Origin of the sequence: Crenothrix polyspora (assembly GCF_900163755.1) — a bacterium.
In the GTDB taxonomy this organism is placed as follows: domain Bacteria; phylum Pseudomonadota; class Gammaproteobacteria; order Methylococcales; family Methylomonadaceae; genus Crenothrix; species Crenothrix polyspora.
Genome location: NZ_FUKI01000005.1, coordinates 1 through 26,717, shown reverse-complemented (window position 1 = coordinate 26,717; position 26,717 = coordinate 1). Strand labels below are relative to the sequence as shown.

The following is a 26,717-nucleotide window of genomic DNA, read 5'->3' as shown; positions in this document are numbered from 1 at the left end:
TGCTTGGAAATCGGTATGTTAAATTATATGCAAATTCTGGGTAGGGGGGTGCGGAATGTCGGGCAAAGGTTTTACGCGCTGGTTTTAACAAAACCTCCGCCAAAATGGCACGGTGTTCAGCTTCTGTAGAACGCTGATGTTCCACCGCCCTTTTTTTAAGGGCATTAATAATAGATTGATCGAGATTTCGAACCACTAAACTGGACATGACAGACACCATAAGTTTTATTTGCTATCAATGCTATCATTTGTTTGGGGGTGATTGCAAAATTCTATTTAAAGTGGCAGGGAGCTTGTTCACCGGAATAATGCGATTTTACGTCGTTCCTAAACAAATGATCTGTATTGACGTATAGTGCAGCCACCACCAATGTTATATCGACTTATTATGGATACGTGCCTATGGAAACGAGTGACATACTGCGCCATCAGATCATTAAAAATCTCATGGCACAGCACACTGAAAATATTGCGGACACCGCGATTAGCTTATGGGAGCTCATGGCGACCCAAATCATTTCTATTGTCGGCAAAGGTGGCTTTCATTCACTTTACGCACGCAGTGTCTTTCTGACTCAATCGACATTTCCCTGGCTTACTGTGGATGCTGTGCCATCACAGGCTGGCCAGCCTTTCGCGGATTTAAAAATAAGCTTTGAGGGACAAACCGTTGCAACAATTATAGAAGCAAACAGTGTGCTACTGATCACTTTCACGGACATTCTGGCCTCCTTAATTGGCGAGCAGTTAACCACCCGTATTTTACGTTCGGCTTGGGGCAATGCTGCTTCAATACAAGTCGACAAGGAGTTTCAACATGAGTAACAAGGTCAGCATACGTCGTTTAAAAACAGGTGTACCGGGTCTGGATAACCTATTGGGTGGTGGCTTGCCGGAGTTTTCCTTTAACCTGTTGGCAGGTACGCCAGGCAGCGGAAAAACAACGCTGGCGAACCAGATGATGTTTTCATTGGCAACCCCGACTAATCGGGCCTTGTTCTTCACCGTGCTGGGCGAACCGGCGTTAAAAATGCTGCGCTATCAGCAGCAGTTTCCGTTTTTTGATCTGGCCAAAGTCAACGACTCCATCCGCTTCGTCAACCTGTCCGCCGATCTTATGGAGGGCAATTTTGACAGCGTCTTGGCACGCATTAGCGAAGAAGTCAAAGACTATGCCCCCAGTCTGGTGTTTGTGGATTCGTTCCGCTCCGTGGTGCAATCCGCCAAGCAGGGCGAACAGGGGGCATCGGAATTACAGCACTTTGTCCAGCAACTGGGCATGCAAATGACCAGCTGGTTGGCCACCACCTTTTTGATCGGTGAATATCTGACGCCGGAATCAGAAGCTAGCGCGGTGTTTACTGTGGCGGACGGCATTATTTGGCTATCGCAAAACCTGCACCACAATTCAATGGTGCGTAAGATGCAGGTGGTTAAGATGCGCGGCCAAGCCCAGGCCACAGGGCTGCATACCTTCCGTATTAATGATGACGGCATTCAGGTTTTTCCGCGTGCCATTATTAAACAGGGCACGACGGTGGATTCAATAGCAAACCTGAACATCGAGGTAAGACGGATGCCGATGGGCATAGCGGGTCTGGATGATATGTTGGGCGGGGGCTTGCCTGCGGGTTATTCGCTGCTGGTGGTGGGGCCGTCCGGTTCTGGTAAAACCATACTGGCCACCGAATTTCTCGCCGAAGGTGCGCGTAGGGGCGAACCTGGGGTAATTGCCGCCTTTGAGAAGACCCCAAACCAATTGCTGGACAAGAAATTATATCCCCTGGTTAAAGCAGGGCAAGTGGGGGTGATAGACACCCGCTCCCTGGATTTGTCGATTGATCAAACCTTGCATGATTTGATCGAAATGATTAATAAGATGCAGGCCAAGCGTGTGGTGATTGATTCCTTGTCGGGCTTTGAACTGGCACTGGCACCGGAGTTCAGCGAAAATTTTCGTGCATCATTGTACCGGATGATTGCCGAACTGACCGGCATGGGTATGACCATCTTAATGACCTCGGAGCTGGAAGACCGTTACACGGATTTGCGTTTTAGCCCGTTTGGCAGCGCGTTTTTGGCCGATGCCATTATTGTGCAGCGCTATATTGAAATCGACAGCCAATTTAAACGGGTGTGTTCCATTGTTAAGGTGCGTGGCAGCGAGCACAGCAAGGACATCCGCTTGTTTGATATTACCGACGAGGGCATTGTGATTGGCGAAACCTTATCCGGCTATGCCGGCATCATGTCGGGTCGGCCTATGGCCAATTCGTAAAATGTTAGGTAATCAACGGTGGGTATGAAGACACATAACAATGATGGCATGCCTGACAGTGATGAGACAGGCCAAGCGGGTGTGCTGAGCCAAAGTAAAGATCAGCACTTGGCTATGCGTGGCAACGACAGTCAGCTTCGGGAAAGTACCGACATTGATAACGGGAAAACGTCTCTAAATTGTGGAAAATGCGTCGCTGCACGAGAAGAAGCCGCCGGTTTGCGTGAAGGAACCGTCCATTTACGCGAAAAAGCTGCCACCTCCCGTGAGCAGGGTATTCGGGAAACAGAATCGGCACAGATTGCCTCCGATGAACACCGGCTTATGTTGCAGCAAGTCAACGAACGCTTGGTGATTACTACCATTGAAGCCCAAAAACTGGCCGAACAGCTTCAAATGACTAAAGATCAAATGGAAATCGCCAAAGCGGTGGCGGAAAAAGCCAATCTTGCCAAATCGGAGTTCCTGTCCAGCATGAGCCATGAGCTGCGCACACCGCTTAATGCCATCCTTGGTTTTGCGCAATTGCTGGAGGTGGGTACGCCACGGCCAACACCCGCCCAGAAATTACGGGTTGATGAAATCATTAAGGCGGGCTGGTATTTACTGGAATTGATTAACGAAATCCTTGATCTTGCGATGATTGAATCCGGTAAAGTAACGTTACTGATAGAATCGGTATTGTTGATGGATGTGATGCTCGAATGTATGGCGATGATAGAACCGCAAGCGCAGCAACACGGTATTAAGATCATTTTGCACCCGATAGATAACACCTGGTTAGCCAAGGCGGATCGCACGCGCGTAAAACAGGTGCTGCTCAACCTGTTGTCCAATGCCATTAAATACAACAGTAAACAAGGCACGATTGAGGTGGCCTGCACCCTAAACACCACAGCGCGTATCCGCATCAGCATTAAAGACAGCGGGGCAGGCCTGTCACCGGAACAGCTGGCACAGCTGTTTCAATCATTTAATCGTCTTGGCCAGGAAGCCGGTCTTGAACAAGGCACGGGCATTGGCCTGGTGGTCAGCAAGCATTTGGTTGAATTGATGGGCGGTAGCATTGGTGTGGAAAGCACGGTGGGCGTGGGCAGTGAATTTTGGATCGAACTGATGAGTGATGGTGCGCTGCACAGTGTCGATAACGCCACGGCAAACGTCACGCCTATACCGATGACGCAAAACAATCCAGCCCTATCGACCGTGCTGTATGTGGAAGATAATTTGGTCAATATTATGCTGGTCGAGCATATTATTAGTGATCTTCCGCACTTGCGTTTATTGAGTGCATCTGATGGCGTGCAAGGCATCGCATTGGCGCGTAGTCAGCTTCCAGCTATCATTTTGTTGGACATTACGTTGCCGGATATGAGCGGCATTGACGTGCTTAAAATGCTGCAACTCGATCCAAGCACCGCGCATATCCCCCTCATTGCCCTGAGTGGCAATGCCTTGGCCAGCAATATCCAGCAGGGGCTGGAAGCGGGATTTTTCCGCTACCTCACCAAACCCATTAAGGTGAAAGAGTTAATCAACGCGTTAAACGATGCGCTCACATTGTCAAAAACGCCCGACATCCAAAGTAATAAAGGGCAACAAGCCTGATGACTGCTGTATTTGATAACCAGGTAGGGTGGGCAGCGTTTTTTTGCCCCCCATCATGTGTACCGGTGGGCAAAAATGCCTGCCCACCCTACACGCTACGCAATTTAATATTCACCCTCATCCTGGAACTCTGCCATGTCTGAAATAGACCTCATTTCTACTGCTAGCGACGAGGCCAGTACAGTGGATATTATTACTGAAATTCAACGCCAGGAAACCTTGCTTAAAACCGGGGCTTTGCAAAACGCAATTTTTAACAGCGCCAATTTTTCAAGCATTGCTACCGATGCCAAGGGCGTTATCCAGATATTTAATGTCGGTGCGGAACGGATGCTGGGCTACCGCGCCGCCGAGGTCATCAATAAAATAACCCCCGCAGACATTTCCGACCCCCAGGAAGTGATCGCACGCGCCAAAGAGCTGAGTATTGAGCTTGAAACCACCATTACGCCAGGCTTTGAGGCCTTGGTATTTAAGGCCTCGCGTGGCATAGAAGATATTTACGAACTGACTTATATCCGTAAAGATGGCAGCCGCTTCCCCGCCGTCGTCTCAGTTACGGCCTTGCGCGATGCGCAAGATACTATCATCGGCTATCTGTTGATCGGCACCGACAATACCGCTCGCAAACAAGCGGAAGAGGCGTTAATAAAGGCCGGTGCGTTGCAAAATGCCATTTTTAACAGCGCCAATTTCTCCAGTATCGCGACCGATGCGAAGGGGGTTATCCAGATTTTTAATGTGGGGGCCGAACGTATGTTGGGCTATGCGGCCGCCGATGTTATGAACAAGATCACCCCCGCCGAAATTTCAGACCCGCAGGAAGTGATCGCGCGTGCCAAGGCGCTGAGTGCCGAGCTTGCCACCCCCATCACACCGGGCTTTGAAGCGCTGGTGTTCAAGGCCTCGCGCGGTATTGAAGACATTTACGAACTCACCTACATCCGTAAGGATGGCAGCCGCTTCCCCGCCGTCGTCTCAGTTACTGCCTTGCGCGATGCCCAAGACGGCATCATAGGTTATCTGTTGATTGGTACCGATAACACGGCACGTAAGCAGGTGGAAGCCGAACAGAAGAAGCTTGATCAGCGCCTGCGCGACCAGCAGTTTTACACACGCTCGCTGATTGAGGCCAATATCGATGCAATCATGACCACCGATCCCTCCGGCATCATCTCAGATGTCAACAAGCAGATGGAAGCGCTTACCGGTTGCACACGGGACGAGTTGATCGGCGCACCGTTCAAAAATTATTTTACCGATCCCGATAGGGCTGAAGCCGGTATCAAACGGGTACTGAGCGAAAATAAAGTCACTAACTATGAACTCACCGCGCGTGCCTGGGACGGCAAGGAAACCGTGGTGTCCTATAATGCCACCACTTTCTACGACCGTGACCGGACATTACAAGGCGTATTTGCCGCTGCGCGGGATGTGACCGAGCGCAAATTGCTCGATCAGGCCTTGCAGGAAACCAACATGGCACTGGAGAGCGCCAAGTTCGTCGCAGAAAAAGCCAATCTTGCCAAATCAGATTTTCTGTCCAGCATGAGCCATGAGTTGCGCTCACCGCTCAATGCCATCTTGGGGTTCGCCCAGTTGATGGAATCGGAAGCGCCGCAACCCAGCCCCAGCCAAAAAACCAGCATCAACCAGATTCTTCAGGCCGGTTGGTATCTGCTGGAACTGATCAATGAAATCCTTGATCTCGCCTTGATTGAATCCGGCAAACTGGCCTTGTCGCCAGAACCGGTGTCGTTAACGGAAGTGTTGGGCGATTGCCATGCCATGATTGAGCCACAGGCGCAAAAAAGTGGCATTCGCCTCATCTTCCCCCAATTAGATTGCCCACGCTTTGTCGGCGCAGATCGGACACGGGTCAAGCAGGTCATCATTAACCTGCTTTCCAACGCGATAAAATACAACCGTGTGGGCGGTACAGTGGAAGTCACCTGCCACCCGAACACGGCGGAGCGTATCCGTATCAGTGTCCATGACACCGGCGAGGGTTTATCACTAGACAAGCTGTCACAATTGTTCCAGCCGTTCAACCGGCTTGGGCAGGAAGCCGGTGTCGAGGAAGGCACCGGTATTGGCCTGGTGGTGAGCAAGCGCCTGGTTGAATTGATGGGCGGTGAAATTGGTGTGGAAAGCACGGTCGGGGTGGGTAGCGTGTTTTGGATTGAATTGAACACGTCGGTCACCGTACATATTATCGACACGGTTGATGATCAAACAGCTTCTTCTGTCATCACGACACATGAAAAAGCCGATGCGTTGTTACGCACTGTGCTGTGTGTTGAAGACAATCCGGCCAACCTGATGTTAATGGAAACACTGCTGGATCGGCGCTCCGATATTCGCTTGTTGACGGCAAAAAACGGCAAACGTGGCATTGAGATTGCCCACGCCGCGCAGCCGGATGTTATTTTAATGGATATTAATCTGCCCGGCATCAGTGGCATCACCGCCCTGAAACTATTACGTGAAGACCCCGCTACCGCACATATACCGGTGATTGCGCTCAGCGCCAACGCCATGCCACGCGACATTGAAAAAGGTCTGGATGCCGGTTTTTTCCGTTATCTCACGAAACCCATCAAGGTGAATGAGTTTATGGATACCTTGAATGCTGCACTTACATTTTCTGAACTACAATAAGTCGACACACTGATCGACACCCATAAAACGGACTACCACCATGATTAGCCATCAAGAAATTCACAACGCCAGTATTCTGATCGTAGACGATCAGCCCTCCAATGTATTGCTGCTTAGCGAAATGCTGCGGGGTGCCGGTTATGTGTGCGTCACCTCGACAACGGATCCTTATTCGGTGTGTTCCTTGCACCAATCAAACAGCTACGATCTTATCTTATTGGATCTGAAAATGCCGGGCATGGATGGCTTTCAGATCATGGAAGGCCTAAAAGCAATCGAAACAGAGGCTTATCTGCCGGTGTTGGTGATTACCGCCGAGCCTGGCCATAAATTGCGGGCGCTTGCTTCGGGGGCAAAGGATTTTGTCAGCAAGCCGTTTGACCTGGTCGAAGTTAAGACCCGTATCCACAATATGCTGGAAGTGCGCTTGTTATACAAAAAACTGCAACAGCATAACGAACTGCTAGAACAAACGGTGCTGGAGCGCACCGCTGAGCTGCGTACCAGTGAAGCGCGTTTTCGCCGTCTGGCTGAATTGTCGTCTGATTGGTATTGGGAGCAGGACAAGGATGGCTATTTCACCCAGATCTATGGACCGGTGCTGGAAATGCTTGGCGTGCAGATTGATGAGGCATCAGGCAAAGCGATACCAGCACAGGGGGTATTCTGGGATGAAGCTGAGCGGGCAAAGCTGGATGCAAATATAGCCGCCAGACAACCGTTTCTGGATTTCGTTTACAGCCGGGTTAATCCCAATGGCTCGCGGCAATATGTCATGGTGAGTGGGGAGCCGATGTTCAACCTCTCTGGCCGCTTTGCCGGTTACTGTGGCATAGGTAAGGATGTGACGACCTCCATGTCTGCTAAGGATACATCGGTGGTGATGCAGTAAAGCGGACGACGGGGCACATGCTTTTGGGGCTGCCAACTAAGGAACGCGCACGAAATAACTTAAGCAAGTTCATGCTTCGACAGGCTCAGCACGAACGGTGGTGGCGTTTAAGTTGTTCAAGTTATTTCATGCACGTTCCTAAAATGGGACACCCAACAAGACGTGCGGAACAATACCTGAATAAATAAGTCCACCCGTGGCTAATAAATTTTACATTCAATCCAGGAGCATTTTTATGAAATACCTCATTTTTATTGCTTTAGCAAGCACAATTTCTAACGCAGCACTGGCCGCTTCCGAAACCTATACTATCGACGGCAATCATACCTTGCCACGTTTTTCCTACAGCCATTTTGGTTATTCAACCCAGCTAAGTCGCTTCGATAAAACAGCCGGTAAAATCGTTATTGACCGTATGGCAAAAACCGGTACAGTCGATATCACTGTTGATATGACCTCGGTTAATACCGGTTCTACTTTGTTTAATGAACATATCCAGGGCAAAGATTTTCTCGATACCGCTAAATATCCGACGGCAACTTTTAAATCGAGCCAGCTTAAGTTTGCTGGCGACCAGCTGGTGGCCATTGATGGCACGCTCACCTTGAAAGGCATCAGTAAGCCGGTGTCTTTGAAAATTACTTCCTTCCACTGTATGCCCCACCCCATCTATCTCAAAACTGCTTGTGGAGCCAACGCAACTACTGTTGTCAAGCGCACGGATTTTGATATGGGCAAATATGCGCCCAATGTCAGTGATGAAGTCACGATCGACATTCCGGTTGAGGCAACTAAAGATTTATTGTGAGTCCTATCGATTTGGGCTTGTGTTTTTACAGCCACCTTTCGTCTATAGCCGCGTTAATCCCGATGGTCCGCGGTAGTATGTGAGGGGCAGTGGGGAACCAATATTCACCGCACGGAGGGTTTCCAAACGGTTGCTTGGAAACCCGCGACAAAGACTTTACAGCACAAAATCACTGGTAGTCAGCGCCGTTATGCCGGTCAGCTGGATAGAAAATTCTGCCGCACTGTCCGTATCGGTATTGCCATAAAGCACGCCGCCCGATAACCTCAATTGGCCTGCTGTGGTGAAGATACTGGTACTACTGATGAAACCGATAAAAGCATCGTTGGCTAGGGTTGCAGCATTGGCATCCAGGGTAGTAAGGTCAATTTTGTCTTGCCCCCTCACAAAATCGGTAATTATATCCCAGGTGTTCTTAGTGATAGCCATTTCAGATAGCGCGTTGAAATCAAAGGTGTCGGTACCGAGTCCGCCGGTAAGCACGTCTCTACCCATACCACCGATCAGTGTGTCATTACCCGTACCACCGACAAGCGTGTCATTGCCGAAACCGCCATCCAGGACATTACCGCTTGCGTTGCCGTTCAGCGTGTCGTTATACATGCTGCCGGTTAGATTTTCAATACTGATGAGTTTATCCGAGCCTGAACCTGTGGTAGCCTGGGCCAGCGTGAGCGAAAGGTTTACAGATACGGAACTGCTTGTATAACTGTAGTCAGCCGTGTCAACGCCCAGACCACCGTCAAGCGTATTATTGCCAGCGCCTGCATAAAGCACGTTATTGAGTCCATTGCCCGTCAGATTGGCTACTGTTGTTGCCATGACACGACCATTCTCCACATTGGCACCCAGGGAATACGCACCAAGGTAACTGTTTACCGTGTCTATACCGCCGGTGCTGGTGATAGCATTGGTTTCAATGACCACATCAGCGGCACTGTCAACATAATAAAGATCAGAGCCATCACCGCCGGTCATGCTGTCAGCGCCGCCACGCCCGTTTAGGCTATCGTTGCCAAGGCCGCCAAGCAGTGTGTCTATACCTGCACCGCCCGTCATGGTGTCATTACCTGAACCTCCATCGACAGCATAATTACCCGAAGCGGTCGCCAGTACAGTAATAGTATCGTTGCCAGCGCCGGTATTAATGGTATTGACGGTGGCGGTTGTCGCTGCGTTTATAACATCGGCGCCAGCACCGGTTATAACAGTTTGCACACCGGCAGCGGAAGTGACGGCGACGGTAACCGCACTGGCACTGGTGCTGATAATCGTCTGCGCACCTCCCACAGAGGTGGCTGTTACGGCGACAAGGTTAGCGCCATTGCCACTGCCATCACCGATAGTTTGCGCGCCTGCACCTGTCGTTGTTGCCACTGCGCTGGCAAGACCTATACCTTTAATATCCAGTGCCCCAGCGCCGGATGCCGCTTTCACTGTAGAATGCGCCACGCCCGTTACTATTGTCTGCGCGCCTGCAACAGAGGTTGTTGTCAATGTGGCAGCGCCCGTAAATGAAGACAGGGTCACGTCAATGGCACCGGCACCGGAGGTTATTGTTGTTAGATCAACCCCCGACACTGAGAAGGCGGCATTGAATTTGATGCCGCTGGTAAGGGTTTGTGCGCCTGCACCTGTGGTATTAAAGACAATCTTTTCAATATTGCTGATGTTAGTCCACAGCGCATCCGGTGGTGTGATGGCAGCGTTGCCCATAATATGGGCAATATTGAGCGTATCGATACCGGCACCGCCATTAAGGAAATCGCCAGCACCAAACGTGTCGGTCACGGCCGCATTATAGGTGGCATTAAAAATGTCGTTACCAGTGGTACCAACAAGGTTGTCATTATTTGTAGTGAGTGCGTAAATGGCCATGATTATTCTCCTAGTCCAGCATTATGTTCATACTTTTGAGGTATGGAAGTTGGGCCTACCAAATCGATTGGACGATTAAAGTAAGCCATGTACAGCTTGTGTACTGGATTAGTGCCCGTTATCCTGTCCAGGAAAGTCTTTAACGATTTGAATCGTGAATTCCAGGTAGTGGATAAAAATTCACACGAGCGTCATCATTTATACGCTTTTGTAAAAATATCTCTGTTCGTTAGCACGCATAGGGAAAAATATTTTTTGATGCGTGTTCCAAAGCCCCTGCTTGGGAACACCGTTTTGGAAGCGTCAGCTTTCTGAAACCTGCGAAGCTTGGGCTTTTGGCCTGTGGATTCCCAAGAGGGAGCTTGGGAATAACTAACGATCTTTTAACAAGCCATTGTATTCAGAGGTTTCCATTAATAACCTGAACTCATCGACGGCATTCATAAACACATGTTCTTGATTCACCTCCGGCAACTGGTTTTGTCCACACTGTTCCAGTGCATTAATAACAAAAGCGATGCTCAGATTATCGGTAGCCATTGCCGGTTGGTAAACTTCATCCTCGTCATCCTGATTTTTAAATTCGACAATCAGGTGGCTGGCCATTAATTTTGATAAAATCGGCTGAATAATGGCGATGGGTATCACCAGGTTTGTGGCTATTTCGGCGGCGGTGTAGGGTTTATTAAAATGGCTGAAATTTTTGACTATCAAATGGGCTATTTGCAGGGCAATGACTTTTTGCAGGGTAAAACTTAGGTCAGAAAAACGGTTGTTATTGCGGTAAGATTCATAGTTTTGTAGAAAAAATGCCAGTTCACAACCCAGTAAGACTAGCATCCAGCCAGTTTGCAACCAGACCACAAACAAGGGCAGGGCGGCAAAACTGCCGTAAATGGCGTTATAGCCCGACACGCCAATTTGCAGGCTGAGATAAGCCCATTGCAAAAAGTCATACAAAATACCGGTGACCACGCCGGCAACCAGACCGGCTTTGATATTGATTTTATGGTTGGGCATAAAAATAAAAGTAAAAGCAAACAGCCCGATCATCAACAGCAAAGGTAACAAGCCCAGTGCTTTAATCACTAACCCCGTACCACCTGCGGGCAAGTGGATCACCGTTATCAGCCAGGTTATCTCTGTGTTGAGCAGCACCGTGATGCTGCTGGAGGTGATTAACACCACCGGTGCCAACAGCATCAGCGATAAATAATCGCTGAACTTACGGCTGAGTGAGCGGCCGTTGCCTATTTTCCAGATGGCGTTAAACGACTCTTCGATATTGCCAATCAGACTGATAATGGTCCAAAACAGCACAATCAGGCCGATCCCTGCCACCACCTCGCCTTTGGTGCTGTCCAACAGATTGCGGGCAAAACTGATCAGCTGCAAGACCAGGGTATCCTGCTTAGGGGCTTGCTCGATTAAACGCTGCTCCAGCATCGTCTCAAAACCAAAACCTTTGGCAATGCCAAACAGCATGGCAATAACAGGTACTATCGACAACAGGCTGTACAGCGTTAACGCCGAAGCCCGAAGCAAACACAGGTCGCTGGAAAAGCCCTGCACAGCCAGCAGGATTATTTTTAGTGCCTTGATGATGCCCGCTTGAACAGGCGGCAATTTTTGCTCGTGCAACAGCCATACATCGTCTTTAATAAAGCGGATGAGATTACGTTTCATAGTTGATGTTATGCGTTGGCATTACGGCCCGCCACGGACGTGCGCGGTCGCCAGATAAATCTCACAGATAAAATTAAGCAGCGCAGTAATCAAGCACAACATGGCCAGCACAAACAAGGGCGCTATGACCAGGGCTATATTGAGTGCGATAAATGAGCCTAAAAACAATACCGCCACGACTGAACAGATCAATAGTAAACAGGTGGTACATAAACCAATCGCCCAATGGATGAGGTGGGCACGCTGCTTTAAGGATTGTAGCTCAATTTGGGTAGCCTGATGGGCTTCATTTCCCAGTAATGATTGGCTATGTAAAAATCGTGACCTGTCGATAATGCGGCCTAAGCGGTGGGTCAATACGGATAAAATACTGGCGACACCAGTCAATAAAAACACAGGCGCTACCGCCAACTGAATGGCATGGGCAATGGTAGTAACAGGCAGTTCTGTCATCATTAACGAAACGTAGGTTGTAGGTTGGATTACGGTTTGTTGTAACCCAACATGAATGCTATCTGCTGCTGAGTTGGAGCATAATCAACCCAACACCACCCGTACTAAATGCGATTGTCCATCATTTGATAAAATAATGCTATTACCCTGTGTTTGCCGTATGTCATCCAGCTCTATCAAAGCGACTCCGCGTGATACCCCATTCGGATTTTCAACGCTGATGTCATATCGGCTATTGCCATGCTGATAAACCAGGTTGTAATTGCGCCAGGCTTTAGGAATACAAGGATTAAAAACCAGTTTATCGGCGCGTACCTGCAAACCCAAGATCCATTCCAATCCGGCGCGGTAATACCAGCCGGATGCACCGGTATACCACGTCCAACCACCACGGCGTGTGTGCGGCGCTTCCGAGTAGATGTCTGCCGCCAGTACATAGGGCTCTACCTTATAGGCATAAACGCCGGTGCGGGTGGTGGTACGGTTGATGGGATTTAGCATCCGTAGCAATTCCGCTGCCTGGTCACCATCACCCAGCATGGCGGTGGCAATAACTGTCCAAATGGCCGCATGGGTATACTGGCCGCCATTTTCACGCACACCGGGTGGATAGCTCTTGATGTAACCAGGGTCGCGCTGGGTTTTGTCGAAGGGTGGCGTAAACAGCAATATCAACCCATCGCCGTATCGAACCAGAAATTCACGTACCGAATTCATTGCCCGCCCAGCGCGTTCGCTACCGGCGGCACCGGAAATTACCGCCCAGCTTTGTGCAATCGAATCAATGCGGCACTCAGCATTGGCAGCAGAACCTAATGCGCTGCCGTCATCAAAATACGCGCGTCGATACCATGCGCCATCCCAGGCTTCTTTTTCCACGGCTGCTGTTAACTGCGTGGCGTGTTCGCGCCAACGAGTGGCACGTTCAATATCACCATGAGTTTCTGCTATTGCTGAAAATTCTGACAATGTCGCAATCAAAAACCACGCCAACCATACGCTCTCGCCCTTGCCCTGGTCGCCGACACGATTCATGCCGTCATTCCAGTCGCCACTGCCCATTAAAGGCAGGCCGTGGACACCGGTCGCCAAACTCAAGTCCAGTGCACGGGCGCAATGCTCGAAAAGACTGGCGTGTTCTGGCGACTGGATAGGTTCGAAATACACATCATCCTGGTCAGCCGCCAATAAAACACCATCCAGAAACGCCACAGGCTCATTCAGCACGTTAATATCGCCACTCACCTTGAGATAATGCGCGACCACATAAGGCAACCAGATACGGTCGTCGGAAAAATGCGTGCGCACGCCACGGCCAGAAGGCGGATGCCACCAATGTTGCACATCCCCTTCCCCAAACTGACGTGACGCTGCCCGCAGAATATGCTCGCGGGTTAAATCAGGTCTGGCAACTACCAACGCCATGCTGTCCTGTAATTGATCTCGAAAGCCAAAGGCACCACCTACCTGATAAAATCCGGCCCTGGCCCACATCCGGCAACTTAAGGTTTGGTACAACAGCCAACCATTTAACAGCAGATCCAGTTCACGGTCTGGTGTACTTACCTGGACTTTACCGAGCACTTGCTGCCAGGAGTGTTGCACTTTGGCAAACACCGTTGCGGGCGGGGTGGCACGATAAAGTTGGACTAGATCTTTGGCATGGCTACGGTCACGACCTTGTCCGAGCACAAAAACCAGCTCAATCGTTTCGTTGGCGGCAAGTTCGACTGCGGTTTCCAAAGCGGCGCAAGGATCTAGCCCTGCGCCGAGCCGATTTTTTAAAGGATGGGGATTGAGTAAAGCCACCGGTGCAGACAGGCTACCATTACGGCCTATAAATTCCGTCCGATTTCCCGTCCAGGTATTTTGCCGTCCGGCAAGGTCGACAAAGGCGACGCGCTGGCCAAATTCCGCCCCCCAGGAATTGTAAGCCAACACGGCGTTGGTGTCGGGGTCAAGTTCGGTGATGATGTGCGGTGCGGTGACAGAACGCGATGCACCAAGTACCCATTCTACATAGGCTGCAACCGTTAGGTGTCGGGTTCGTCCAGACGTATTGGTTAAGGTTAACGTTGAAATTTTAACCGGATCATCGGTGCTGACAAATTGCAAAAGCTCACTGTGTATGCCATGAGATTCATGTTCGAAGCGGCTATAGCCGTAGCCATGACGAATCACATAACGGGTGTTGTCCACCCGAATCGGCAGGGCTGTCGGTGTCCACAGCGCGTTGGTTTCATCATCACGCAAGTAAAACACTTCGCCAGGGGGGTCACTGACCGGATCGTTCGACCACGGTGTCAGTTGGTTTTCGCGGCTGTTCCCCGACCAGGTGCAGCCACTGCCAGATTCTGAGACGGTAAAGCCAAACTCGGCATTGGCGATGACATTAATCCACGGTGCCGGTGTCCATTGATTATTATCCAGCACAATTACGTATTCGCGGCCGTTTTCGCCAAAACCACCCAGCCCGTTGAAGAGTTCAAGTGTGGGTATGGCTAGCTTGGGTACAGGGCTAAAGGGAGCTGATAGTGCTTTGGGCGCAATGAAAGCCGCGACTGGACGCGGGTGGCGCAACAGTTGTTCGGCCAATGTGCCGCGTTTGCCGCCCAACACCACACGGGCGGCGGTTTTCAGCAGCAAGCGACCTTCCAGTGATAGCTGTTCACCGCGTAGAACAAAAATAACACTCGGTGCCTCCTGCTCGTTGTGGGCTGACAGCGCCAGTTTATCGCGTACCAGGCTTTCGAGCAAGGTTTGCAAATCACCGGCATAAGACAGCTCTTTTTCGTTTAAGATGACCAGGTCGGCAGCCAGGCCTTTCATGCGCCAGTATTCATAAGCCCGTAATAATTGTTCAACAATCAGCCGGTCTTCCGGTTCAGTGACCCGCAACAACACAATGGGACGGTCACCTGAAATACCGTGCCGCCACAGTTCAGTGACGTTCAGGGTATTCAATTGCATCACTTTACTGGTGGGACGCAGCCAAGGGTCGGCATACAGCAAACGGCTGATCAGATCCTGGAACAATTGTGCCTCGTCCGGTTTGGTGCGCAGATGCCGTAGTTGCACATGGGCATGCGTCCACGCCAAAGACGACACCCGCTCAAAAGCACCCAGGTTATGGTATTTGTCGGCGGCTTCTTCCACCGCCAGCCGTGTGCTGGCCACCAAAGTGGTAAAAGTAAGATGTTCGGTGGCACCGGCGGCAATGCGTATTCGGGTGCGCAGGCTGAAGATAGGGTCAAGCACATAACCGACGGTGTTGGTCAAGGGGCGGCCATCCATCACGGCAATAGGCTCGCGCAAGGAGTGGCCACGGCCAATAAAACGCCCCCTATCGGTTTCGTATTGCAGCCCGTCATCGGTTTGGCGGCCGATCAGCAAATGTGCCGCCCAGGTGATCGGATCGCTGGACATGCGTGGCCGTCGTTGGGCAATCAGACCCTGTACTTTGGGCAGATATTCGGTCTGAATAAACAGGTTGGAAAAGGCGGGGTGGGCCATGTCGGCGGCAAGCGGTGCCAACACAATCTCGGCATAGGAAGTGATTTCGATTTCCCGTGTGTGGGTGCCGGTATTGGTCAGGCTCAAACGCCGTATTTCAGCATCGTCCTCCGGTGAAATGACAATTTCCAGACTACTAACCAGTGTATTATCGGTGCGGGTGAGGCGGACACGGTCTTCGGCAAAAAACACCTCGTATTTGTCAGGTTCAACAGTGGTGGGCTGGTAGCCAGCCGACCATACGTGCCCGCTGGCCACATCGCGTAAATAGAGATAACTGCCCCAGGCATCACGGGTCACGTCTTCACGCCAACGGGTAACCGCCTGGTTACGCCATTGGCTATAACCTGAACCTGCGGCGGTGATCATGACGGCATAGCGGCCATTGGACAACAGGTGTGCAGCAGGTACAGAAGCCGTAGGGGAGGGCACACGGCGTACCGGCGGTTGTACCGATTCTTTGACTTCAGACAGCACTTCCAGCAACGGCACGGTATTCACATCGGCACCCGACGGGATGCGCTCTTGCAATAACAAGTCCGCTGCCTGAATTAACGGGGTATTATGAAAACGATGGCGCATACTGCCATCATGAACTACATTGGCAATCGCCACCAGGGACATACCTTGGTGGTGTGCCATATAACATTTTACGATGGCGCTGCGTTGATGTTCCGCCAGCCGGATCGGGGTGAAATCGAGGGCTTCATAAAAGCCAAAGCGCCCTAAAGCACCCTCTTGTTCCAAGCGCTCCAAATTTTTTACGGCGGCATGTGGCAAGTACATGGCAGCCAAGGCCGTCGCGTAAGGCGCAATCACCAGTTCTTCACCCAAGCCGCGTTTTATACCTAAACCTGGCACACCAAAAGCAGAATATTGATAGGTAAAGAACAGGTCGCGGCCATTGAAGGCCGATTCAGAAACACCCCACGGCACGCCGCGCTCCAGACCATATTCAATTTGCCGCTTCACCACCAACCGACAGGTCTGGTCTAGCAGGCTATAGCGCGGCGTGTACATCACCAAAGACGGCATCAGGTATTCAAACATCGACCCTGACCAGGACAGCAACACCGTGCCATGCGCCGCCCGTGTTACCCGTCGTCCTAGCTGGAACCAGTGGCTACTCGGCACATCGCGCTTGGCGATGGCAACGAAGCTTGACAACCTGGCTTCGGAGGCCAATAAATCATAGTAACTGGGGTCTAGCGTGCCTTCGTTCACACGGTAGCCGATAGCGAACATATGGCATTCCTTGTCATACAGAAAGCGAAAATCCATGTCACGGAACAAAGTGTCTAGCTGGGAAATTAGGCTTTCCAGCCGTGAAGACAGCTGCTCTGCCTGAGTTTTGGCCTTCTGTAGCTTTATTGCTATTTCTTCCAGGCCAGTTGATTGCAAAGGTGATGACGATAGTTCAGCCAAATACTGTGCATAATGGCCGGAAAGACCGCCTAACGGTGTCTCCAGTGCCAGCGGTGTTGATAAGATGAGCGAATTTTGATGTGTTGTATTGGCGTCAACCTTATTAAAGCCAGCCGTGAAATGTAGCCAAGGTAGCAAGAGGTTAACGTCACGAACGTGGGAATGGATGTCATTGCGTAATAAGGTCGCCCAGGCCAGTATTTCGTTGTCGTCCAGCTCATCAAGCTCGGTCGCGTAGGTGTATGCCAGGTCGTGTAGGGTGGCAACGCAGTCTGTCAAATGTCGCCATAAACTACTCCAGTCACTGGCATCAACAGGAGGGCTAGCTAAAATTTCGCCGATGATGAGACCATTTTGTCGGAGTTCTTTTAGGGTAACGGTGAGTGTACGCCGGTCATCAGCCGTTTCAACCAAAGCGGCCATAAACAGTTGATGGCTGTCGCTAAGGCCTGCCAACGCGTTAGACAGTGTGAGCGGTTGGCTTAGCATATCCCGACACGCCTGGGACATCGTGAGCAGATGGCCGGCCAGATTGCCACTGTCTACCGTGGAGATATAACGCGGTTCTAGGATATGCAGGTTGCTGGTATCATACCAGTTATAAAAATGCCCATGCTGGCGCGGCAGTTTGTTAAGTGTGTTAAGCGTAGCTTCAAGCTTGTCGACGGTATCCATAATACCTAACCAGCCGAAATCCCGTGCGGTCACAACGGACAATAAATACAGACCGAAATTGGTGGGTGAACTGCGGTGGGCGACCACCGGTTGCGGGTCTTCCTGAAAATTATCCGGTGGCAGGTAGTGATCTTCTGCTGTCACAAACGTAGTAAAAAACCGCCAGATACGCCGTCCCAGCAAACGCAGTTTTATGCTGTCTTCGGGCAACAGCGCTTCTGCCCTGTCAATTTTGGGTGGCAGGCTCAAGGCGTGGGCAATAACCGGCGCTAGCCACCACAACAACAGAAACGGGGCTGCCAGGGTGATGCCTGAAGGATTGCAAAGTAGCACTACCGTTCCAGCGCCCGTCACCATAGCGGTTGAGCGGTATAACGGCCGGATGAGGTTGCCCAGGGCGTGGGTAGACGTGGTCTTGGCTTGCAGGGCCGTTACCCATTTCAGCATTTGCCTTCGGGTAATCAGCAATCTCACCAGCGTGGTGGCAATCGCATCCATCATGAGCCAACTGTGTTGCGCCAGTAAGGTCAGTGCCACCACGCTGTTGCCGCTGGCCAATAGCACATTTTCTGCTAGCGTGCGTAAATGTGTGCTCAACGAGGTGCCACGACGCGGCACGCTAAACCCGCTGATCAGTGCAGAGATAACAGGGAAGGCCAAGGCCGTCAACACGAAGCCCATCAGTATTAACTGCGGTGCATTCGGGATAGACCATGTTGCCACTAAGGCAAAAAAAGCCCCCGGTGCTGACAGCGAACGCCGTAAATTGTCCAGCATTTTCCAACGCCCTATCATGGGCATACCTTTGCCGCGCGGCCCCAATATCCACGGTAACAACTGCCAGTCACCACGCGCCCAACGGTGCTCCCGCGATGCCGCCACTTCGATGTGCGAGGGGAATTCTTCAAAAAATTCGATATCACTGACCAGTACACAGCGTACGTAAACACTTTCGAACAGGTCATGGCTGAGCTGGGTGTTATCGGGGACGCGCCCTGCCAAAGTAGCTTCGAAAGCATCGACGTGATACAAGCCTTTGCCGCTGTACGTGCCCAACGCGAACAAATCCTGATACAGTTCAGAGACCGAGCTTGCATAAGCATCGGTACCGGAAACCCCGGCAAAAACCTGATGAAACAGGGAATGTTCTTGCCGCAACGGCAGAGTAGGGGTGACGCGGGGTTGCAGAATACCGTAGCCTTCAACGACGCACTGGGTTTTGGGATCAAATACGGGGCGGTTGAGTGGATGCGCTGCCACACCCACTAACTGTGCGACCACACCCATGGGTAATTTCGTGTCAGCATCCAGGGTAATGACATAACAGATACCTGCCGGAGCTACGGCAGGTTGGCCAGCAATCGGCAAAAAAGAGGTGTCAGTAGCACCGCGTAGCAACCGGTTAAATTCGTGTAGTTTGCCGCGCTTGCGTTCCCAGCCCATCCATTTGCCCTCGCGTGGGTTCCACAAGCGTTTACGGTGGAAGACAAAGAAGCGTTGTGTATCGTACTTGGCATTGAGTGCAGCCACGGCGGAAAGCGCCGTGTTCAGCAAGTGGCCGTCATTGGGCAGGGTTTCCTGTTCGGCATCTACCCAATCGGACAGCAGTGCAAAGTACACATGTTGATCTGGATTGGCCAAATAGCGGATTTCCATTTGCTCGACCTGGTCTTTTACGCTGGCGTTGTTGACGAACAGCGTCGGCACGACGACGAAAGTACTGAGTGCTTCGGGCACACCGTCTTTGAGGGCTAGCCGTGGTATATGGCGCGGGGGTAGCTTACCGATGATAAACCGGTTCATCAGGTTGACGGCGATGTCCGAGGCTGGAAACACGGCAAACAGTGCCAATAAGAGCACATAAAATTGGCTAAGTCCTGCCGCCAGACTGGCACTCAGTGGCAGTGCAAGCAACAATGCTGTCAACAGGCCGATACTGCCCACATAAGCGATGCCGGCATGGGACACATAGCGTCGCAATAACCGTTGTTTAAATGACGGTTGAAAGTTAAGGCTTTGTTCAAACGCATATCGCCCTGCCCCGATCAAATAATAGCCCGGTTCTTGCCGTTGTCCGTCATGAACAGGCTGTTGGTTGGCACACAAAACCGTGTCGATTACTTTACGGGCTATTTCCAATTCTGAATGCGGTGAACGCCTAGCCAAATCTTCAATGGCATGGCGATAACGGTCGCGTGTCAGAAAATCCATGGCCGCGTAACCGTCGTGGGTTCGCAGGCACTGGTCTACCAGACTGGCATCTTCAACAAATTGTGACCAGTCGAATGCAGAAATCGCCCGCATACTGATGATAATATTGCGAACCGATAGATTGCCGGCAATTTGGGTGGCGTGTTCGCGATTGACAATTTCATCGATACTGACACCTTGTTCGCTAAGCCAGTCATTCAGAAAATCCAGGGAAATCGTGGTGCCGGGATGGGGATCATGTAAGCGTTGTAGAATTTGTACTGCGTAGGCCTGACGCAAAGGTACGGCAGGTAATACTCCGGCAAACGAGGTCGAGTCAGCCTTATCACCGTGAGTAAGTTGTTCGATATGGTCAACAAAACTATCTGCTAGCAGGCGACCGGCTTGAGCCCGCATAATACGCACCGCAAAGCGACGTAGATTTTCAATCAACAAAACGCGCAGGGTAATCGGTATCGCCCACAGTTCACCGAGGGTAAGCGGTTCAACGCTTTGGTAGGCACGCACGAAATGCGTCAATAAATCGGGGGAAAAACGGCTGTCGGTATGCGCCACCAAGGCCCAGGCAATGCCGTAAACACGCGGATAGCCGGCCAACACACCTTCAGCTAATTTGGGTAATTCCAGGTAATAGTGTTCAGGCAAGTCGCCTAATATATTGCTGACCTGTTCTTCGATGACATGGAAATTATCCAACAGCCATTCAGCAGCGGGGGTAATCGCATGTTGCTCATGGGCGGTTTTGGAAACGGCTTGATAGGCGGCCAGTAAGACACGGGAATTTTCCTGTACCCTGGGTATCAGCTTTTGACCCTGCTTATCAGCGCTGATCTTTTGCGCTTGCGCCAAACTGACCCCATGCTGTTCGAGTCGTTCGGTACTGAATAATTCAAAGCGGATGGGGGTTTCTTCACCACCAGGGTGATCGACTCTGGTATGTTGCCGTTGTTCTTGTTGCTTCGCCATGGTTTGAGTCTCCGAACCCACACAAAATAAGTGGGTCACTATCGGCGATAGAGGGTGTAGCGTACTCGTCTCCAAAAGCAACCCGTTAATACGATCAGCATTGGCTTTACCTGTCTAGGTACAAGCGTAGCAGTGTTATACAGTGGTTAAACTATGCCCATTAAAACCAGAACCAGTAAGATAATCAGTACCAGCCCAAGCCCGCTGCTGGTGCCATAACCCCAACTACGGCTGTGTGGCCAGGTGGGGATGACTCCCAGAAGCATCAGGAGGATAACGAGCAGTAATATTGTGCCTATTGACATGGTAGTGTTCCTTAAAAAACGTTAAACGGAAGTGGTCTAAAAATGCCCTAACTTAAGCGGCATGTGCATAAGCCCTAAAACACCCATAGCAATTAAATAGATGGCGACGAAATAATTTAAAAATCTCGGTATCATCAAAATTAATATACCCATCACCAGGGACAGTATGGGTTCGATTGCGAAATTCAAATTCATGGTGAGACTCCTTTAGGTAAGGGGAAACAAATACACTGACTGTGTTGAACAACGGACACGGGTTATCGGTATTTTCAGCTTAGAAATGGTAATGCGCCCCCAAGCCCACATATTCCACTTTCTCTTTGTAAAACTGGCCACTGGGTGAGTAACCGTTATAATACTCAACCAGCACTTGCAGTTTGCGGCCTAATAATTGTAAATTATCAAACTCCACACCGGCCCTGGCCGATATATCTGTGCTCCAGTTATTTTCATCATAATTTTTGATGTCTACCGCCACAATAGGCCGTAGTGAAGCAAAATCAATGCGCCACGGGCTACGGAATTCAATACCCGCTTGGGTAGACCAAATTTTAAGTGCCGACGGTTCCCGATGAAAAATACCGCCCCCACCACCGTAAACGCGTATCCCATAAGGAAATTCGTAAGACAGCTTCAGGTCTGCGCCTTCGTAACTCAGGTTAACCCGCTCGAATTTTGAATTGGTATCGCGCAATAGAAATTCGTCACCCAGATGCGAGCTTTGATGGTAAAGCCGACCAAACGCTGAAAAGTGACCGGCTCGCATACTCGAATAAATAGAGGCGATAAAGTCGGTATTTACCAGATCAGACGATGACGCACTCAGATTGAAATCGCTGAACACACCGGCTTGCAGACCCGTCTCCCATTGCACGGTGGATTTGCCAATATTGCCGCGATAAAAAGGAATGGTTTCACCAAAACTCACCGAGGCGATGTCCCGGCCATCAAAATTACTGCTCTGGTAATTACGGTAAGCCGCTGAAAAATGCGCCCAACGCGGATCAGCCAATAACGGCTTGAACAAATGCCCTGATGGCAGCAAACCTACCGGCAGCACGGTAGCGTTGGTATTTGACACTATTTTGTCGCCCGCCACTTGCACCGGCTGGTAAAAACCATCAATCGCTTGTTGGCTGGATATTTCTGCCACATTGACCGCACTCACGCCGGGTATATTCGATAATAATTGCACCGCCTTATCTTGGTCGGCAGCGGCCAGACTGCGAGCCGGCAAAGTAATAACGCCATCTTTCACGAGTAATGACGGCCTATCAATATTCAAGGTTTGCTTTAATAGGCCAGCGGCATAACCGGCAATGTAGGTGTCATCTGCTGTGCTGGCATGGGCGGTTGTCGATACCAGCATAACGCCAAGCACAGGTAACCATCGTGGATAATTCATGGCTATTTGTTCTTGATATCAACAGTCAGGTCTGACTGTACCGCACTGACACCTTTTTGACTGTTAGCCGCTTTTGTTGCAATGACGATATTTTTTTCAGAATCGACCGTGCCGCTTAATTTAACGACACCATTAACGGTATCCACATTAATATGCGAGGCATTAAGTAACGCTTCCCCCATAATGGCGGTTTTAACCTTTAAGGTAATCATGGAGTCATCCAGATTTTCACCGGTTACTTCTGGCTTAACAACAGGGGTTGCAGCTTTGATGTCATCGAGTTTTTTCTCGGCATCGTCTTTTATTTGTTCCACTTTTTCTTCGGCTTGTTCAGACACGTTGTCCACGTTGTCTTCAGATTTTTCTAACATTTCTTTAGAGTTGTCGGTAGATTGGTCGATAGTGTCTTTGGCTTGTTCGGCATTTTCATCCAAGGATTTTTCTATGCCTTTAATTTGATTGTCGGCGGCTTTATGAGATTTATCAATGGTTTTATCGGCTAATTCACTGGCCGCTTCGATTTTTTTTTCAGCTTTCTCAGTCGCATCTTCGGGTTGGCAACCGGCCAGACCGATAACAGCGGATAAACAGGTCATTACCAGTATTTTATGGGTGGTAGGTATCGTTTTCATGGGGTATTCCTTTGGTTATAATGTTTATAAGATTACTGAATCAGTGCGGGTAGTACAATTGTCTGGCTTAATCGCCAACTTCGGTTCGATTTTAGTAAGATGATCAGGTGCTGTCTGTACGGTATCGTACATAAGGCGTGTATGAGTGATACGGCTTGGATTATAGGGGTACAAGCTACTTATGCAGCAGCTTGTACCAGGCAAGGTAATCAGAAATTCCGGTTTTGGTTATTCAATCCAGATCAGTTCAACACGACGATTTCTTTCTCTACCATCTTGGGTGCTGTTATCGGCAATCGGTTGATCTTCACCGTAGCCTTTTGCTGTCAGTTTGTTAGTGACACCTTTTTGGCTCAGGTAGTCAGCCACCGATTGCGAGCGGCGTTGTGAGAGGCGTAAATTGTATCGATTAGTGCCTTCACTACTGGTATGGCCTTGGACTTCGATATCATTTTTTTGTGGGAACTTGATCAGGCTGTCGGCAACACCATCCAGAATACTCATGGCGCTGGGAGTCAGTTCTGCGGAATCGAATTTAAAATTGACACCTCTGATTTCAAGTCGGATGGGGCAGCCTTGATCATCAACCTGGCTACCGTTGATAGTACCTGGGCATTTGTCAATACAGTCATTGACACCGTCGGCATCCGAATCCAGTGTAGAGCAATCTGGCGGCGATGTGGGTGCAGGCTCTGCGGCAGCAACCGGCTTAGGACCGAAAGGCACAACAAAGCCAACGTTAACAACCAGGTCATGGAATTCGTCAGTCCCCGGGTTTAAATGCGCGTTGAGATTATTGTTGTAGCGGTAACGCACATCACTGCGGATCAGGAAGTTGTCATTCAGCGCGTAAGTGAAACCTACGCCCGCTTCGCCAATAACACCCACACCACTTTTGCCGTTGACATAGCTGTTCATGCCACCGGCGGCTAAAACCGCATAAGGTGAAAAGGTGTCGCGGAAAAAATAGTATTGCAAATCAGCCGTGCCGCCAGCCAGATCCCATTGGCCTTTGCTGCCGTCAGGGCGTGGGTTGGTATCATCAAAACCGTTATAAAATCCCCTTAACTCAACATTAAAATGTTCGCTAAGCATTTTACCAAGTCCCATACCAGCGCCGTAGCCATCTATATCAGAATGCCTGTCACCACCGGGTTTTACGTAAGTGCCAAACGGCGCTACATACCAGCGATTATCGGGGGGTTGATCGACAGCCTGTGCCAACGGTAAAAATCCTACGCCCGTGAATACCGCAAGTGTGAGTAAATTTCTTTTTAACATGATATTTTCCTTGTTGTTTGGTTTACTAAGGCAAGGGCTGTTGTTAAACAGTCTCAGGTGTAGCTTAACTACAACATTCATGACCCGTCTGTGCGTCAGCGCACATAAAACCAATATAGGAAAATTATTTTGCACGTCTTTAATGTGCCCTTATGTGCGACAACGTACTGAACGCAGCTCACGTTATGATTAAAGTAGGTTCAAGGTTGATATACCCCGTCTCTCGCTGAAGATTGGTTTTGGCTGGGGGATTTTATTCATTATTAAATCTTTAGGAAAAACACCATGAATCACTCAGCGCCACATAAACTCAGCCTACAAGCCTGTATCGCGGCATGCAACCATTGTCATCAGATTTGCTTGCAAACCGCGTTGAATCACTGCCTTGAAGCAGGTGGCAAGCACGTTGAAGCTACGCATTTTCGTCTCATGTTAAATTGCGCTGAAATTTGCCATACATCAGCCAATTTTCAACTCAGTAGTTCAACTTTTCATCACCGTGTTTGCCAAGTGTGCGCTGAAATTTGTGCGGCATGCGCAGTTAGTTGTGAGGAGATTGGCGGTATGGATGAATGTGTTAAAGCTTGCCGCGTCTGTGCCGAAAGCTGTCGGCAAATGGCAAGTATGCAGCATTAACTGATAACAGGGTTAAGCATACAGACCTGTTGGCGATAGCGGTATGCCTATCTGCTTGTGGTGGCAAGGTTGTCAGTTACCGCTGTTATAAATGGCCATCCTCAGACGAGTGACGGCAGTAAATGAACAATAAACAAGCCCATTAAAACAATCAAGGACACAACCATGAGCACAATCACCACTAAAGATGGCACAGAAATTTATTATAAAGATTGGGGAACTGGCCCGCCTGTTGTATTTAGCCACGGTTGGCCACTGACGGGCGATGCTTGGCAAGATCAAATGTTGTATTTGGTAGCCCGCGGTTACCGTTGTATTGCCCATGACCGTCGCGGCCACGGCAGGTCAAGCCAATCCCATCACGGTAACGAGATGGACACTTTTGCCGATGATCTTTCAACACTTATCGAAGCGCTGGATTTAGCCGATCTTACGCTGGTGGGGCATTCAATGGGCTGCGGAGAGGTCGTCCGTTATTTAGGCCGTCATGGCAGTAAACGAGTGGCAAGGCTGGTATTGATAGGCTCGGTAACACCGGTGATGCTCAAGACGGCTAATAATCCTGCGGGGCTGCCTGTCAAAATCTTCGATGATATTCGCGTTGGCGTTAGCCACGACCGTTCACAATGTTTTAAAGAACTCGCGAGAAAATTTTATGGCTATAACCGGCCTGGCGTAACCGTTAATCAACATGTTGTAGATACTTTTTGGTTGCAGGGTATGCAAGGCGGCCTCAAAAACCAGTTTGAGTGTATCAAGGCGTTTTCGGAGACTGACTTCACTGAGGATCTGAAGAAAATTGATGTGCCAACGCTCATTATCCACGGCAGTGACGACCAAATTGTGCCGATTGGTGCTTCAGCTCATGCTTCGTTTAAACTGATAAACAACGCTATCTTAAAGGTATACCCTCGCGGTTCGCACGGCCTTACTGAGACTCATAAAGACGAACTTAATCTTGATTTGTTGGGTTTCTTACAGGCGTTTGCAACCCCTACTTTAACGCAGATTAAATCTTTGGGTAGGCCACCTACCTTGATAGGAAAGTTGCCGATTGAGTATAGTCAGCAACCGCTATTAAATAGATGATGGCGAGTTTAGCCATACTATCTACAGCGTTTTCAATTTAGAACAGTTACAGCCACCGTTCGTGCTGAGCTTGTCGAAGCATGAACGGCACACTTCGACAAGCTCAGNNCTTCGACAAGCTCAGTGCGAACGGTTACGCTGTAACTATTGAACTGTGAAAACACTGTATAGGGAGTTACCATGAAAGAAATACCAAGCGACAACCAGCCGTTCATAAGCGCAATAGCGTAACACAGAGGGGTGGAGCAAGACCAGGGCAAACGCATTAAAAACCTTTATTAAACATGCCATAAGGCGATATAGTGTTTGGCATTT

At 50.0% G+C, this 26,717-nt stretch carries 18 protein-coding genes; 8 read left to right on the top strand and 10 right to left on the bottom strand.

What is annotated here, in order from left to right:
* Window positions 1-208: FitA-like ribbon-helix-helix domain-containing protein (locus CRENPOLYSF2_RS18960; protein WP_419185534.1), on the bottom strand; the 208-nt coding region annotated here is incomplete at its 3' end.
* Window positions 209-402: 194 nt separating this feature from the next.
* On the opposite strand from CRENPOLYSF2_RS18960, the gene CRENPOLYSF2_RS00865 reads away from it, so the two are divergent.
* The 6 genes from CRENPOLYSF2_RS00865 (at window position 403) to CRENPOLYSF2_RS00840 (ending at window position 8,247) form a co-directional block, all read left to right on the top strand.
* The gene (locus CRENPOLYSF2_RS00865) at window positions 403-825 is read left to right on the top strand and encodes a hypothetical protein (protein WP_087142086.1); all 423 of its coding nucleotides are present in this window, start codon (window positions 403-405) and stop codon (window positions 823-825) included.
* Entirely contained in the window at window positions 818-2,278 is a 1,461-nt protein-coding gene (locus CRENPOLYSF2_RS00860; RefSeq protein ID WP_087142085.1) for an ATPase domain-containing protein, read from the top strand. Before CRENPOLYSF2_RS00865 ends, CRENPOLYSF2_RS00860 begins: the two co-directional genes overlap by 8 nt.
* Window positions 2,279-2,302: 24 nt before the next feature.
* A complete protein-coding gene (locus CRENPOLYSF2_RS00855; protein ID WP_087142084.1) occupies window positions 2,303-3,886 on the top strand; it encodes an ATP-binding protein in 1,584 nt (527 codons plus the stop codon).
* Window positions 3,887-4,021: 135 nt separating this feature from the next.
* A complete protein-coding gene (locus tag CRENPOLYSF2_RS00850) occupies window positions 4,022-6,547 on the top strand; it encodes a PAS domain-containing sensor histidine kinase (RefSeq protein ID WP_087142083.1) in 2,526 nt (841 codons plus the stop codon).
* 40 nt (window positions 6,548-6,587) lie between these two features.
* A complete protein-coding gene (locus tag CRENPOLYSF2_RS00845; RefSeq protein ID WP_087142082.1) occupies window positions 6,588-7,439 on the top strand; it encodes a response regulator in 852 nt (283 codons plus the stop codon).
* 235 nt (window positions 7,440-7,674) lie between these two features.
* Window positions 7,675-8,247, top strand: a complete 573-nt coding sequence (locus CRENPOLYSF2_RS00840) for a YceI family protein (protein WP_087142081.1) — start codon at window positions 7,675-7,677, stop codon at window positions 8,245-8,247.
* A 156-nt stretch (window positions 8,248-8,403) separates the two neighbouring features.
* Here CRENPOLYSF2_RS00840 and CRENPOLYSF2_RS00835 read toward each other — a convergent pair whose 3' ends face one another.
* From CRENPOLYSF2_RS00835 to CRENPOLYSF2_RS00795, 9 genes are all read right to left on the bottom strand, one after another.
* Window positions 8,404-10,125, bottom strand: coding sequence for a beta strand repeat-containing protein (locus tag CRENPOLYSF2_RS00835; protein WP_087142080.1), 1,722 nt, complete (start codon window positions 10,123-10,125; stop codon window positions 8,404-8,406).
* A 372-nt stretch (window positions 10,126-10,497) separates the two neighbouring features.
* Window positions 10,498-11,811 (bottom strand): YihY/virulence factor BrkB family protein, encoded by a 1,314-nt coding sequence (locus CRENPOLYSF2_RS00830; protein WP_087142079.1) that lies wholly within the window; start codon window positions 11,809-11,811, stop codon window positions 10,498-10,500.
* 21 nt (window positions 11,812-11,832) lie between these two features.
* A complete protein-coding gene (locus tag CRENPOLYSF2_RS00825) occupies window positions 11,833-12,267 on the bottom strand; it encodes a DUF2721 domain-containing protein (RefSeq protein WP_087142078.1) in 435 nt (144 codons plus the stop codon).
* A gap of 81 nt (window positions 12,268-12,348) precedes the next feature.
* Window positions 12,349-21,054, bottom strand: a complete 8,706-nt coding sequence (locus tag CRENPOLYSF2_RS00820) for a glycoside hydrolase family 94 protein (RefSeq protein WP_087142077.1) — start codon at window positions 21,052-21,054, stop codon at window positions 12,349-12,351.
* Window positions 21,055-21,200: 146 nt separating this feature from the next.
* Window positions 21,201-21,359, bottom strand: coding sequence for a DUF3309 family protein (locus tag CRENPOLYSF2_RS00815; RefSeq protein ID WP_087142076.1), 159 nt, complete (start codon window positions 21,357-21,359; stop codon window positions 21,201-21,203).
* A 36-nt stretch (window positions 21,360-21,395) separates the two neighbouring features.
* Window positions 21,396-21,548: a DUF3096 domain-containing protein gene (locus CRENPOLYSF2_RS00810; protein WP_419185535.1), complete on the bottom strand. Its 153-nt coding sequence runs from the start codon at window positions 21,546-21,548 to the stop codon at window positions 21,396-21,398.
* A gap of 85 nt (window positions 21,549-21,633) precedes the next feature.
* A complete protein-coding gene (locus CRENPOLYSF2_RS00805; protein ID WP_087142074.1) occupies window positions 21,634-22,764 on the bottom strand; it encodes a DUF1207 domain-containing protein in 1,131 nt (376 codons plus the stop codon).
* A gap of 2 nt (window positions 22,765-22,766) precedes the next feature.
* The gene (locus CRENPOLYSF2_RS00800) at window positions 22,767-23,396 is read right to left on the bottom strand and encodes a BON domain-containing protein (RefSeq protein ID WP_087142073.1); all 630 of its coding nucleotides are present in this window, start codon (window positions 23,394-23,396) and stop codon (window positions 22,767-22,769) included.
* A gap of 228 nt (window positions 23,397-23,624) precedes the next feature.
* Window positions 23,625-24,677: an OmpA family protein gene (locus CRENPOLYSF2_RS00795; RefSeq protein WP_087142072.1), complete on the bottom strand. Its 1,053-nt coding sequence runs from the start codon at window positions 24,675-24,677 to the stop codon at window positions 23,625-23,627.
* Between the two features lie 285 nt (window positions 24,678-24,962).
* Here CRENPOLYSF2_RS00795 and CRENPOLYSF2_RS00790 point away from each other — a divergent pair, with 285 nt between their 5' ends.
* Both CRENPOLYSF2_RS00790 and CRENPOLYSF2_RS00785 read left to right on the top strand, forming a co-directional pair.
* Window positions 24,963-25,313, top strand: coding sequence for a four-helix bundle copper-binding protein (locus tag CRENPOLYSF2_RS00790; protein ID WP_087142071.1), 351 nt, complete (start codon window positions 24,963-24,965; stop codon window positions 25,311-25,313).
* Window positions 25,314-25,478: 165 nt separating this feature from the next.
* A complete protein-coding gene (locus CRENPOLYSF2_RS00785; RefSeq protein ID WP_087142070.1) occupies window positions 25,479-26,402 on the top strand; it encodes an alpha/beta fold hydrolase in 924 nt (307 codons plus the stop codon).
* The last annotated feature ends 315 nt before the right edge of the window (window positions 26,403-26,717 follow it).